Source organism: Streptomyces rubrogriseus (assembly GCF_027947575.1).
In the GTDB taxonomy this organism is placed as follows: domain Bacteria; phylum Actinomycetota; class Actinomycetes; order Streptomycetales; family Streptomycetaceae; genus Streptomyces; species Streptomyces rubrogriseus.
This window is the reverse complement of record NZ_CP116256.1, coordinates 453,146-466,616: the sequence shown is the minus strand read 5'-3', so window position 1 is coordinate 466,616 and position 13,471 is coordinate 453,146. Positions and strand designations below refer to the sequence as shown.

General features: G+C 65.6%; 9 protein-coding genes and 3 rRNA genes. 1 reads left to right on the top strand and 11 read right to left on the bottom strand.

Annotation, left to right across the window (positions count from 1 at the left end; all coding sequences use genetic code 11):
* Positions 1–81: 81 nt before the first annotated feature.
* The 10 genes from Sru02f_RS02190 to Sru02f_RS02145 form a co-directional block, all read right to left on the bottom strand.
* On the bottom strand, positions 82–180 hold the full coding sequence (locus Sru02f_RS02190) for a 30S ribosomal protein bS22 (protein ID WP_003948845.1): 99 nt from the start codon (positions 178–180) through the stop codon (positions 82–84).
* Positions 181–289: 109 nt separating this feature from the next.
* Entirely contained in the window at positions 290–502 is a 213-nt protein-coding gene (locus Sru02f_RS02185; RefSeq protein ID WP_004984898.1) for a helix-turn-helix domain-containing protein, read from the bottom strand.
* Positions 503–631: 129 nt separating this feature from the next.
* On the bottom strand, positions 632–1,447 hold the full coding sequence (locus Sru02f_RS02180) for a phosphatase (RefSeq protein WP_109034992.1): 816 nt from the start codon (positions 1,445–1,447) through the stop codon (positions 632–634).
* 170 nt (positions 1,448–1,617) lie between these two features.
* Positions 1,618–2,790, bottom strand: a complete 1,173-nt coding sequence (locus Sru02f_RS02175; RefSeq protein WP_109035038.1) for an acetoin utilization protein AcuC — start codon at positions 2,788–2,790, stop codon at positions 1,618–1,620.
* Complete coding sequence (locus Sru02f_RS02170; RefSeq protein ID WP_109034994.1) at positions 2,741–3,994, bottom strand: MFS transporter; 1,254 nt, start codon at positions 3,992–3,994, stop codon at positions 2,741–2,743. The genes Sru02f_RS02175 and Sru02f_RS02170 overlap by 50 nt, the downstream gene beginning before the upstream one ends.
* A 23-nt stretch (positions 3,995–4,017) precedes the next feature.
* Positions 4,018–4,752, bottom strand: a complete 735-nt coding sequence (locus Sru02f_RS02165; RefSeq protein ID WP_109034996.1) for a VC0807 family protein — start codon at positions 4,750–4,752, stop codon at positions 4,018–4,020.
* Between the two features lie 76 nt (positions 4,753–4,828).
* A complete protein-coding gene (locus Sru02f_RS02160) occupies positions 4,829–5,476 on the bottom strand; it encodes an HAD family hydrolase (RefSeq protein WP_109034998.1) in 648 nt (215 codons plus the stop codon).
* A 63-nt stretch (positions 5,477–5,539) separates the two neighbouring features.
* Positions 5,540–5,656 (bottom strand): 5S ribosomal RNA (gene rrf / locus Sru02f_RS02155).
* Between the two features lie 85 nt (positions 5,657–5,741).
* Positions 5,742–8,862 (bottom strand): 23S ribosomal RNA (locus tag Sru02f_RS02150).
* 279 nt (positions 8,863–9,141) lie between these two features.
* Positions 9,142–10,663 (bottom strand): 16S ribosomal RNA (locus Sru02f_RS02145).
* Together the 16S, 23S and 5S rRNA genes form the textbook arrangement of a ribosomal RNA operon.
* 822 nt (positions 10,664–11,485) lie before the next feature.
* Between Sru02f_RS02145 and trpS the strand changes: the two genes are divergently transcribed.
* Positions 11,486–12,496, top strand: coding sequence for a tryptophan--tRNA ligase (trpS, locus tag Sru02f_RS02140; protein ID WP_109029492.1), 1,011 nt, complete (start codon positions 11,486–11,488; stop codon positions 12,494–12,496).
* On the opposite strand, the gene Sru02f_RS02135 is transcribed toward trpS, so the two are convergent.
* Entirely contained in the window at positions 12,451–13,455 is a 1,005-nt protein-coding gene (locus Sru02f_RS02135; protein WP_109029491.1) for a GlxA family transcriptional regulator, read from the bottom strand. The two genes, trpS and Sru02f_RS02135, sit on opposite strands and share 46 nt — an antisense overlap.
* Positions 13,456–13,471: the final 16 nt, after the last annotated feature.

The window sequence follows — 13,471 nt, the reverse complement described above, 5'->3', positions numbered from 1 at the left end:
CGGAGGACGACGGCCGAACGACTGTGGCCCCCCACCGAATGCGGTGGGGGGCCACAGACCACGCCGACGGCGCAGCGTCGCTTACTTCTTGTTGCGACGCTGAACGCGCGTGCGCTTCAGCAGCTTGCGGTGCTTCTTCTTGGCCATCCGCTTGCGCCGCTTCTTGATAACAGAGCCCACGACTATCCTCGCTCACTTCTCATCACTCGGTTGGTGAGCGCCATGGGCCCACACGACCTACGAGGGGCCAGCCTACCGGTCCGAGCGCTGAGGGTGTAATCGAGGGCCGTCAGGCCGTTTCCACCCCCACGTAGCTCTCGCGGAGGTACTCGTGAACCGCTTGCTCCGGGACGCGGAACGACCGTCCGACCCGGATCGCGGGCAGATGACCGCTGTGCACCAACCGGTACACGGTCATCTTGGACACGCGCATCACCGAGGCGACCTCCGCCACGGTAAGGAACTGAACCTCGTTCAGAGGCCTCTCGCCAGCTGCAGCCATGACACACCTGAACCTTCCGCACTCGACGGCCACCGGCTTCCCCTTCCGGTGACTCTTCGTCGCTGCGTGCTCACTCCCCAATGTAGGGGCGGGTGATGCGAATGGGGAAGAGGTGCACCCATCGCTTCCCTACCGTGACAGACACGCCCGATTGAGTACGTAGCGGGTAAGCGGCCGGTAGTACTCGGACCGCACGGCGTCATCAAGTGGAACAGCGACGGACACGGACCCCTCGGCCTCTCCTACGAAGAGCGCGGGATCGTCCGTATCGGCCGGCCCGATCGCCTCGAACCCCAGCTGACCTGCTCCGCAGACCCACCCGTGGTCCCCGATCACCAACTCGGGCAGCGGCCCGCCGTCCTCGGCCGCGGCCGCCAGCGCGGTCCGAACCGGCAGCGGCGAGTGCGTGTGCGCGCCGGGCTCACCACCGGCGCGCCCGGCACCGGGCTCCCGCACCAACGCGACTCCACGGACGTAGTCGAGATTGTACGTGCGTAGACCGAACCGGGTCGTTATGTCGACAGAGCGACCCTGCGCCGGGGTGAGGACAGTACATCCCGCCGCCGACAGCGCCTCGGCCAAGGCGACGTAGAAACCGAGCAGCCGGTGCGGGTGCCCGGTGCCGAGCAGCACCGGGGCCCGGCGTCCGGCGGCCGCCGCGAGCCGCCCGGCGAAGGCGTCCAGCGCCGCGAGGGTCCGGTCCGGGTCGATCACGTCGTGGCCCGAGACATCGCGCGGATCGGCCGAAACCCCGCACCTCTCCGCCATCAGCCCGAGCAGCTCCCGCGGCCCCCAGTCCCGCTCCGGATCGATCCCGATCAGCACCCGGGGATCCCGAGCGGCGAACAGCCGGTAACTCCGCAGACTCACCTCCCGAGAGGTCGCCACGACCCCGGCCAGCCGAACATCAAGAAGATGAGCCCGAAGAGCTCCACGGGTCAGCACACCTCCGATGCTGCCGGGTCTTCCCATCGGCAGCATCGGAAACGGAAGAACCTACGCACAGTCGGCGTAACGCATCGCCGCCGCTGCGGGCAACCGTGCCGCTGGACAGCGCACCCACCCGCCCAGCACCAACGCCGGGCAACCAAGAAGCCGACCTCCGAGAAACCCCCCTACGCCAACAACCCCCGCAACGGAAACACCGCCCGCCGAGCCGCCCGCACCGCCTGGTCCAACCGATCCGCAGGGTCGTACCCCGCCTCCCACGAGGCGTACGACACCGGCCACCGCCCATCGGTCATCCGCATCGGCCCCAGCTGCCGCGTCCGCGCGTACACCTCCTGCCGCCACCCCTCCGGAATCACCGTCTCCGGCTCCACCGGCCGCCCCGCCGCGACCCCCACCAGATGCGCCCACGACCGCGGCACCACCTCCACCACGGCGTACCCGCCGCCCCCGAGAGCCACCCACCGCCCCCCGGCGTACTCGTGCACCAGCTCGTGGCACGCCACCTGCACCGCCCGCTGCGCGTCCAGCGACACCGCCAGATGCGCCAGCGGATCCTCGAAGTGCGTGTCGGCACCGTGCTGGGTCACCAGCACCTGCGGCCGGAACTCCGCCAGGACCTCCGGCACCACCGCGTGGAACGCCCGCAGCCACCCCGCGTCCCCGGTTCCCGCCGGCAGCGCGACGTTCACGGCCGACCCCTCGGCGCAGTCCGCCCCCGTCTCCTCCGGCCACCCGGTCTGCGGGAACAGCGTCGACGGATGCTCGTGCAGCGACACCGTCAGCACCCGCGGGTCCTCCCAGAACGCAGCCTGCACCCCGTCCCCGTGGTGCACGTCGACGTCCACGTACGCGACCCGCTCGGCACCCAGCTCCAGCAGCCGCGCGATCGCCAGCGCCGCGTCGTTGTACACGCAGAACCCGGACGCCGCCCCCGGCATCGCGTGGTGCAGCCCGCCCGCGAAGTTCACCGCGTGCAGCGCGTCCCCGCGCCACACCGCCTCCGCCGCCCCCACCGACTGCCCGGCGATCAGCGCGGACACCTCGTGCATCCCCGCGAAGGCCGGGTCGTCGACCGTCCCGAGCCCGTACGAACCGTCCGCCGACCGCGGATCCGCCGACGCCGCCCGCACCGCGTCGATGTAGTCCTCCCGGTGGACGAGCCGCAGCGTCGACTCGCCGGCCGGCCGCGCCGCGACGACCTCCGCCTCCCGGTCGAGCCCGAGGGCGCCGACCAGACTTCGCGTCAGGGCGAGCCGGACCGGGTCCATCGGATGCTCGGGACCGAAGTCATAGCCCGTTACTGCCTCGTCCCACATCAGCTGTGCGCGGCCGCTCATGCCCGCCACCGTATCGGTCCGGTTGTCCCTCGAACGACCTGGCGTACACGACCGTCACCAGCACCAACACCATCGGCACGAGCATCGCCCCGCGATAGCTCCAGGCGTCCCCGAGCGCGCCCACCAACGGCGAACCGATCAGGAAACCGACGTAGTTGAACACATTGAGCCGCGCCACCGCCGCGTCGGAAGCCCCCGGGCGACCGTCCTTCTCCGCCGCCAGCCGCCCCGCCGCCGCGAACGTCTGCGGCACCAGCACACACAGCCCGAGACCCAGCAGGGTGAAGCCCAGCATCCCCACCCAGGCCCCCGGCGCCGAGGCCACCACGGCGAACCCGCCCGCCGCGACGACCGCCCCGCCCCGCACCACCGCCACGGCCCCGAACCGACGCACCCCGAAGTCCCCGAGAGCCCGCCCCACCAGCGTGGTCACCATGTAGACGTTGTACGGCACGGTGGCCAGCTGCTCGGAACTCCCCAGCACGTCCTGGAGGTACTTCGCGCTCCAGTTGGAGACGGTCGAGTCCCCGATGTACGCGAACGTCATGACCAGGCACAGCGGCAGCAGCACCTTGAAGCCGACACTCGCCCCGACTCCGCCCCCGACCGTGTCCTCACCGGTGCCCGCGCCCTCCGCACCCTCAAGGTCCCCGTCGACGTACCACCGGCTCCCGACCAGCGCCGCCGGCAACAGCAGCACCACCACCGGCAGATACGACACCCACAGCGCCAGGTCCCAGTGCGCCCCCGCCCAGGCCAGCGACGCCCCCAGAATCCCGCCGAGGCTGTACGCGGCGTGGAACCCGAGCATGATGCTGCGCCCGTACGCCCGTTGCAGGCTCACCCCGAGCATGTTCATCGACGCGTCCAGCGCGCCCACGGCCAGCCCGAAGACGGCCAGGGCGACGGCCAGCACCGCCACCCGGTCCCCCGCCCCGACACCGAGCAGCGCCAGCAGCACCACCGGCTGGGACCAGCGCAGCAGCCGGCTCGGCCGCACCCGCCGCACCAGGCGCTCGCTCACCACACTCCCGACGCCGGCCAGGATCGGCACGGCGGCGAGGAAGACGGGCAGCAGCGCGTCGGAGACGCCGTACCGGTCCTGGATGGCCGGGATACGCGTCACCAGCAGGGCGAAGGCGACACCCTGGGCGAAGAAGCCGAACGCGAGCGAGGCCCTGCCGCGGCGCAGCACATCAGTCATGGCGGCGAGCGTAGGGCCCCGACTTACCGGTGGGTAGATCCAACCAAAGATGAATTCTTCTCAGCTTCCAGGACCACGTCGAGCGCGTTGAGCGCGTCGAGCGCGTCGGCCGAGTCGTCCGTGGTGACGGCGGCCCCGATCATGTGGACCATGGGCCCCGCCCCGAGCGCACCACTCACCACGAACGCGACCAGCATCGTCACGATCATGACGACCGTCCCGAGCCACACCATCGTGTCGACGGGCAACGCGTAGACCCCCACGATCCGCACCCCGCACTCACCGACGAAGGCGACGCCCCACACCGCCGAGAACCTCAGCTCCGCCCTCCTGAACGCCGGCGACTCCCGCCGCAGCCGTCCCCAGGCCGCCTCCCGGCCCGCATCTCCCTTCACCAGCCACGGTTTCAGCGTCGCCGTCATCATCGGCCGCCCCAGCGCCACCGACCCCAGCAGCGCGAACCCGACCAGGCTCGTGACCGCGCTGTCCTTGGCCAGCATCAGCCGGGCGTCCCCCGTCCCGAAGCCGATCAGCAGCCCGGCCAGGTTGGCCAGCAGGATGAGCAGCGGCAGCACGTTCACCTCCCGCTGTCTCACCACCCCCCACCCGGTCCGCAGCACGGGCCCGACACTGCTCCAGCCGAGCGCCGCGACGGCGCTCATCCCGAACGCGCCCTTCAGCAGGTAGTACGACCCGAGGGGCACACCCACGTCCAGGAGGAGCGACACGACGGTCCGGGACTTACGAGGCTTGGTCATGCACTCAGCTTCGCGGCCGGGCAGGGTTCCGCAGTAGAAACAACCGTCCAGATCCGTGCATGACAAATGTCAGGCCTCAGCCGCGCAGCAGGTCGGCCAGCTCCCCCATGTCCGCGAAGAGCCGAGTGGCTCCGCCCAGCTTCTCGGCGGGCGTCATCGCGGTGAACCCGTACACGTCCATCCCGGCCGCGACGGCGGCCCGCACACCCAGCGGGCTGTCCTCGACCACGACACACCGCTCCGGCGCCACGCCCATCCGCGCGGCCGCGTGCAGGAAGAGATCCGGCGCCGGCTTCCCACGCCCCACGTCCTGGGAACTGAAGATCCGCTCGTCGTCGAACCACCGGTCGAGCCCGGCCTTGCGATGCCCCGTCCGAATCCGCTGGTGACTCCCGGAGGAGGCCACGCAGTACGCCACCCCGTCCGCGGCGAGCTTCTCCAGCACATCGACGGCACCGGGAACGGGCTCCAGCTCCCGCTCGAAGGCGGCGAACACCCGCGCGTGGAAGACGTCGTCGAAGTCCGAGGGCAGTCGCCGCCCCGTCCGCTCCAGTACGAGGTCGTGCACGCGGTGCATGGCACCACCCATGTAGTCCCGCAGCGAGTCCTCGTACGACGTCGGGTGTCCCAGCTCGGTGAGATAGCCCGCCAGCAGCCGGTTGGAGATCGGCTCACTGTCGACGAGAACACCGTCGTTGTCGAAGATAACCAAGTCGTAGCGCATACGGAGACCCTAAACGCAGAAAACCCCGCACCGTTCCCGGTGCGGGGTTTCCTCGCAATGATTGTTCGGCGGCGTCCTACTCTCCCACAGGGTCCCCCCTGCAGTACCATCGGCGCTGTAAGGCTTAGCTTCCGGGTTCGAAATGTAACCGGGCGTTTCCCCTACGCTATGACCACCGAAACACTATGAAACAGACAACCAACCGGTGACCAACACAGTCTGATTGTTCGTGGTTTCAGAACCAACACAGTGGACGCGAGCAACTGAGGACAAGCCCTCGGCCTATTAGTACCGGTCACCTCCACACCTCACGGTGCTTCCAGATCCGGCCTATCAACCCAGTCGTCTACTGGGAGCCTTAACCCCTCAAGGGGGTGGGAGTCCTCATCTCGAAGCAGGCTTCCCGCTTAGATGCTTTCAGCGGTTATCCCTCCCGAACGTAGCCAACCAGCCATGCCCTTGGCAGAACAACTGGCACACCAGAGGTTCGTCCGTCCCGGTCCTCTCGTACTAGGGACAGCCCTTCTCAAGACTCCTACGCGCACAGCGGATAGGGACCGAACTGTCTCACGACGTTCTAAACCCAGCTCGCGTACCGCTTTAATGGGCGAACAGCCCAACCCTTGGGACCGACTCCAGCCCCAGGATGCGACGAGCCGACATCGAGGTGCCAAACCATCCCGTCGATATGGACTCTTGGGGAAGATCAGCCTGTTATCCCCGGGGTACCTTTTATCCGTTGAGCGACGGCGCTTCCACAAGCCACCGCCGGATCACTAGTCCCGACTTTCGTCCCTGCTCGACCCGTCGGTCTCACAGTCAAGCTCCCTTGTGCACTTACACTCAACACCTGATTGCCAACCAGGCTGAGGGAACCTTTGGGCGCCTCCGTTACTCTTTAGGAGGCAACCGCCCCAGTTAAACTACCCATCAGACACTGTCCCTGATCCGGATCACGGACCCAGGTTAGACATCCAGCACGACCAGACTGGTATTTCAACGACGACTCCACCCACACTGGCGTGCGAGCTTCAAAGTCTCCCAGCTATCCTACACAAGCCGAACCGAACACCAATATCAAACTGTAGTAAAGGTCCCGGGGTCTTTCCGTCCTGCTGCGCGAAACGAGCATCTTTACTCGTAGTGCAATTTCACCGGGCCTATGGTTGAGACAGTCGAGAAGTCGTTACGCCATTCGTGCAGGTCGGAACTTACCCGACAAGGAATTTCGCTACCTTAGGATGGTTATAGTTACCACCGCCGTTTACTGGCGCTTAAGTTCTCAGCTTCGCCCCACCGAAATGGAGCTAACCGGTCCCCTTAACGTTCCAGCACCGGGCAGGCGTCAGTCCGTATACATCGCCTTACGGCTTCGCACGGACCTGTGTTTTTAGTAAACAGTCGCTTCTCGCTGGTCTCTGCGGCCACCCCCAGCTCACGGAGTAAATCCGGTCACCGGGTGTGGCCCCCCTTCTCCCGAAGTTACGGGGGCATTTTGCCGAGTTCCTTAACCATAGTTCACCCGAACGCCTCGGTATTCTCTACCTGACCACCTGAGTCGGTTTAGGGTACGGGCCGCCATGAAACTCGCTAGAGGCTTTTCTCGACAGCATAGGATCATCCACTTCACCACAATCGGCTCGGCATCAGGTCTCAGCCTTGTGTGCGACGGATTTACCTACCGCACGGCCTACACCCTTACCCCGGGACAACCACCGCCCGGGATGGACTACCTTCCTGCGTCACCCCATCACTCACCTACTAACCGCTTGGTTCGGCGGCTCCACCACTCCCCTCAACTCCGAAGAGATCAGGGCGGCTTCACGGCCTTAGCATCACGATGCTCGATGTTTGACGCTTCACAGCGGGTACCGGAATATCAACCGGTTATCCATCGACTACGCCTGTCGGCCTCGCCTTAGGTCCCGACTTACCCTGGGCAGATCAGCTTGACCCAGGAACCCTTAGTCAATCGGCGCAAACGTTTCTCACGTTTGTATCGCTACTCATGCCTGCATTCTCACTCGTGAACCGTCCACAACTCGCTTCCGCGGCTGCTTCACCCGGCACACGACGCTCCCCTACCCATCACAGCCGGCGTTGGCCGTATTGCTGCAATGACACGACTTCGGCGGTACGCTTGAGCCCCGCTACATTGTCGGCGCGGAATCACTAGACCAGTGAGCTATTACGCACTCTTTCAAGGGTGGCTGCTTCTAAGCCAACCTCCTGGTTGTCTGTGCGACTCCACATCCTTTCCCACTTAGCGTACGCTTAGGGGCCTTAGTCGATGCTCTGGGCTGTTTCCCTCTCGACCATGGAGCTTATCCCCCACAGTCTCACTGCCGCGCTCTCACTTACCGGCATTCGGAGTTTGGCTAAGGTCAGTAACCCGGTAGGGCCCATCGCCTATCCAGTGCTCTACCTCCGGCAAGAAACACACGACGCTGCACCTAAATGCATTTCGGGGAGAACCAGCTATCACGGAGTTTGATTGGCCTTTCACCCCTAACCACAGGTCATCCCCCAGGTTTTCAACCCTGGTGGGTTCGGTCCTCCACGACCTCTTACAGCCGCTTCAACCTGCCCATGGCTAGATCACTCCGCTTCGGGTCTTGAGCGTGCTACTGAATCGCCCTGTTCGGACTCGCTTTCGCTACGGCTTCCCCACCCGGGTTAACCTCGCAACACACCGCAAACTCGCAGGCTCATTCTTCAAAAGGCACGCAGTCACGAGGATGGAGCAAGCTCCATCCCGACGCTCCCACGGCTTGTAGGCACACGGTTTCAGGTACTATTTCACTCCGCTCCCGCGGTACTTTTCACCATTCCCTCACGGTACTATCCGCTATCGGTCACCAGGGAATATTTAGGCTTAGCGGGTGGTCCCGCCAGATTCACACGGGATTTCTCGGGCCCCGTGCTACTTGGGTGTCTCTCAAACGAGCCGCTGACGTTTCGACTACGGGGGTCTTACCCTCTACGCCGGACCTTTCGCATGTCCTTCGCCTACATCAACGGTTTCTGACTCGTCTCACGGCCGGCAGACCGTAAAAGAGAGATCCCACAACCCCGCACACGCAACCCCTGCCGGGTCTCACACGTATACGGTTTGGCCTCATCCGGTTTCGCTCGCCACTACTCCCGGAATCACGGTTGTTTTCTCTTCCTGCGGGTACTGAGATGTTTCACTTCCCCGCGTTCCCTCCACACTGCCTATGTGTTCAGCAGCGGGTGACAGCCCATGACGACTGCCGGGTTTCCCCATTCGGACACCCCCGGATCAAAGCCTGGTTGACGACTCCCCGGGGCCTATCGTGGCCTCCCACGTCCTTCATCGGTTCCTGGTGCCAAGGCATCCACCGTGCGCCCTTAAAAACTTGGCCACAGATGCTCGCGTCCACTGTGCAGTTCTCAAACAACGACCAACCACCCATCACCCCGGGAATAACTCCCGAGTGCACTGGGGCCGGCAACTGAAGGCGACCTCACGGCCGTACCCTCAGACACCCAACAGCGTGCCCGACACGAGTCCCTCTTTGAAGTCACGTTCCACGCCGAAGCAGTACTAGTGATCCATCAAGAAGACCGTGCCGAGTAGTCAACGTTCCACCCATGAGCAACCGTGCAGGACATTTGCCTGCAGTCGGCTATGTGCTCCTTAGAAAGGAGGTGATCCAGCCGCACCTTCCGGTACGGCTACCTTGTTACGACTTCGTCCCAATCGCCAGTCCCACCTTCGACAGCTCCCTCCCACAAGGGGTTGGGCCACCGGCTTCGGGTGTTACCGACTTTCGTGACGTGACGGGCGGTGTGTACAAGGCCCGGGAACGTATTCACCGCAGCAATGCTGATCTGCGATTACTAGCGACTCCGACTTCATGGGGTCGAGTTGCAGACCCCAATCCGAACTGAGACCGGCTTTTTGAGATTCGCTCCACCTTGCGGTATCGCAGCTCATTGTACCGGCCATTGTAGCACGTGTGCAGCCCAAGACATAAGGGGCATGATGACTTGACGTCGTCCCCACCTTCCTCCGAGTTGACCCCGGCGGTCTCCCGTGAGTCCCCAACACCCCGAAGGGCTTGCTGGCAACACGGGACAAGGGTTGCGCTCGTTGCGGGACTTAACCCAACATCTCACGACACGAGCTGACGACAGCCATGCACCACCTGTACACCGACCACAAGGGGGGCACCATCTCTGATGCTTTCCGGTGTATGTCAAGCCTTGGTAAGGTTCTTCGCGTTGCGTCGAATTAAGCCACATGCTCCGCCGCTTGTGCGGGCCCCCGTCAATTCCTTTGAGTTTTAGCCTTGCGGCCGTACTCCCCAGGCGGGGCACTTAATGCGTTAGCTGCGGCACGGACAACGTGGAATGTTGCCCACACCTAGTGCCCACCGTTTACGGCGTGGACTACCAGGGTATCTAATCCTGTTCGCTCCCCACGCTTTCGCTCCTCAGCGTCAGTATCGGCCCAGAGATCCGCCTTCGCCACCGGTGTTCCTCCTGATATCTGCGCATTTCACCGCTACACCAGGAATTCCGATCTCCCCTACCGAACTCTAGCCTGCCCGTATCGACTGCAGACCCGGGGTTAAGCCCCGGGCTTTCACAACCGACGTGACAAGCCGCCTACGAGCTCTTTACGCCCAATAATTCCGGACAACGCTTGCGCCCTACGTATTACCGCGGCTGCTGGCACGTAGTTAGCCGGCGCTTCTTCTGCAGGTACCGTCACTTTCGCTTCTTCCCTGCTGAAAGAGGTTTACAACCCGAAGGCCGTCATCCCTCACGCGGCGTCGCTGCATCAGGCTTTCGCCCATTGTGCATCCCACTGCTGCCTCCCGTAGGAGTCTGGGCCGTGTCTCAGTCCCAGTGTGGCCGGTCGCCCTCTCAGGCCGGCTACCCGTCGTCGCCTTGGTGAGCCATTACCTCACCAACAAGCTGATAGGCCGCGGGCTCATCCTGCACCGCCGGAGCTTTCGAACCTCGCAGATGCCTGCGAGGGTCAGTATCCGGTATTAGACCCCGTTTCCAGGGCTTGTCCCAGAGTGCAGGGCAGATTGCCCACGTGTTACTCACCCGTTCGCCACTAATCCCCACCGAAGTGGTTCATCGTTCGACTTGCATGTGTTAAGCACGCCGCCAGCGTTCGTCCTGAGCCAGGATCAAACTCTCCGTGAATGCTTTACATCACGGGAGCGGAACAGTCGGAGGAATAATCCGACCGTTCACAGCGTCCTCGCTGTTGTGTTACTTCAAAGGAACCTCAACCCGATCAGGAATCCGATCAGGTCGGGGTATCAACATATCTGGCGTTGACTTTTGGCACGCTGTTGAGTTCTCAAGGAACGGACGCTTCCTTTGTACTCACCCTCTTGGGCTTTCCTCCGGGCGCTTCCCTTCGGTCTTGCGTTTCCGACTCTATCAGATCTTTCCGATCCGATTTCCTCGGTGCTTTCCAGGTTCCCGCTTTCGCGTTTCCCTTTCCGGCGGTTCCGACTCTATCAGATCCTTTCGGGCCCTGATTCCCCGTCAGAGGGGGTTGTCTCCGCGGCCGTTGGGCCGTTTCAACGAGGTGAGACTCTAGCGGACTCCCGGCTCCCGAGCTAATCGGGGGCCGCGTTCTTTCGAACCTGGATTCCTCATTCCGTTAATACGCGCACCGACAGAACGACGACGCCGACAACGCGACTGTTCGTCGAAGAGTGGTGAGTACTTGCGGAATCGCTGTCCGGGGACCGACCGGGGTCGGCGCTCACGTCGGACAACTCGGAGAACACTAGGAGGGTGGGCGGGTCGTGTCAAATCCCGGGTCGTACGGCCTCCAGGGGCGTAGTGTCGGGTGCGTGATGACGCGTACGTGTACCCAGCTCTGGCGGGCCGCCTGACGGCGGCCGTACACACGTATGCACTCGACGGCCGCCGCTTCGGCGGCCGTTCTCGTATCTCCCTCCAGGAGGGGCGGCCGGCGGGTGGCGGCGGCCCTGACCAGGAGGTGGAGAGATGACACGGGTCTTCAGTGGGGTCAAGCCGACCGGGCACCTGACGCTGGGGAACTACCTGGGCGCCATGCGGCGGTGGGCCGCGGTGGACCAGCACCGGTCCGACGCGCTGTTCTGCGTCGTCGACCTGCACGCGCTGACCGTGGACCACGATCCGGCGCGGGTGCGCAGACTCAGCCGGCAGGCCGCGTCGCTGTTGCTGGCGGCGGAGCTGGATCCCGAGCTGTGCACCGTGTTCGTGCAGAGTCACGTGGACGAGCACGCCCGGCTGTCGTACGTACTGGAGTGCGTGGCGACCGACGGGGAGATGCGGCGGATGATCCAGTACAAGGAGAAGGCCGCGCGGGAACGGGTCCGGGGCGGGAGTGTGCGGCTGTCGCTGCTCACGTACCCCGTGCTGATGGCGGCCGACATCCTGGCCTACGGGACGGACGAGGTGCCGGTCGGGGAGGACCAGACGCAGCACGTCGAGCTGGCGCGGGATCTCGCGGTGCGGTTCAACCAGCGGTACGGGCACACGTTCGTGGTGCCGCGGGCGACCAGTCCGGCGGTGGCGGCTCGGGTGATGAATCTGCAGGAGCCCGCGTCGAAGATGGGGAAGAGCGACGACACCGGGCCGGGGATCGTCTATCTGCTGGACGAGCCGGACGTGGTGCGGAAGAAGGTCATGCGGGCCGTGACCGACAGCGGACGTGACGTGGTGTACGACCCGGAGGAGCGGGCCGGGCTCGCCAACCTGCTGGAGATCCTCGCCGCCTGCACGGGTGGGGAGCCCGCGGAGCTGGCCGGCGGGTACGACTCGTACGGCGCGCTGAAGAAGGACACCGCGGAGGCGGTCGTCGAGATGCTGCGGCCCGTGCGGGAGCGGCATCTGGAACTGTCCGCCGATCCCGGGTACGTGGACGGTGTGCTCCGGGAGGGGGCCGAGAAGGCCCGGGCGATGGCGCGGCCGACCGTGGACGCGGCCTACCGGGCGATCGGGCTGCTGCCCCCGGTGAACGCGGCCCGGTAGGCGCGGGGGCTGGTGGCGAGGCGTGCTGCGAAGTGCTGGCGCATCATGACCTCGCTGCCGAACCCCGCCCGGCGGGCGACCTCGGGCATGGGCAGGTCGGTGCGTTCGAGGAGCTTCTGGGCCGCGGCGATGCGCTGGTCCAGCAGCCAGCGCAGCGGCGTGGTGCCGGTGGCCGCCGCGAAGTGGCGGGCGAAGGAGCGCGGGGACATGCCGGCTCGGGCGGCCAGGTCGGCGACCGTGAGGGGCTCGTCGAGGTGGCGCAGGGCGTGTTCGCGGACGCCGGCGAGGGCGTCGGCGTCGCGGTCCGCGTGGTGGGTGGGGTGCTCGATGAACTGGGCCTGGGTCCCGGTGCGGAAAGGCGCGGTGACCATCGAGCGGGCGATGGTGGCGGCGGCTTCGGCGCCGTGGGCCAGGCGGACCAGGTGCAGGCAGAGGTCGATGCCGGCTGCGGTGCCGGCGGCGGTCCAGATGTTGTCGTCCTCGATGAAGAGGGCGTCCGGGACGACCGTGACCCTGGGGTGATGGGTCCGCAGGAGGTCGAGCAGGCGCCAGTGCGTGATGGCGCGGCGGCCGTCGAGCAGCCCGGCCTGGGCGAGGGTGAAGGCGCCTCCGCACAGGGCGGCGACGGTGGTGCCGCGGTCGTGGGCGCGTCGGAGAGCGGCGAGGACCGGGGCGGGGGCCGGGGTGAGGTGGTCGTCGAGGCCGGGGACGACGACGAGGTCGGCTTCCGCCAGCCAGTCGAGGGGACGGTCGGGGTGGAGGGCGAGGCCGCCGCGCATCGGGACGGCCGTGGTGCCGTCGGCGGCGACGCGGCGCAGGTCGAAGGCGGGGGCGCCGCGGTCGGTGCGGTCGGTGCCCCAGACCTCGGTGATGACGGCGACGTCGAAGGCCCGGATGCCGGGGAAGGCGACGAGGGCCACGCGGTAGGGCGCCGCCGCACTCGCTGCTGCTCCTGCCATGGCTGGCAGTAAACCA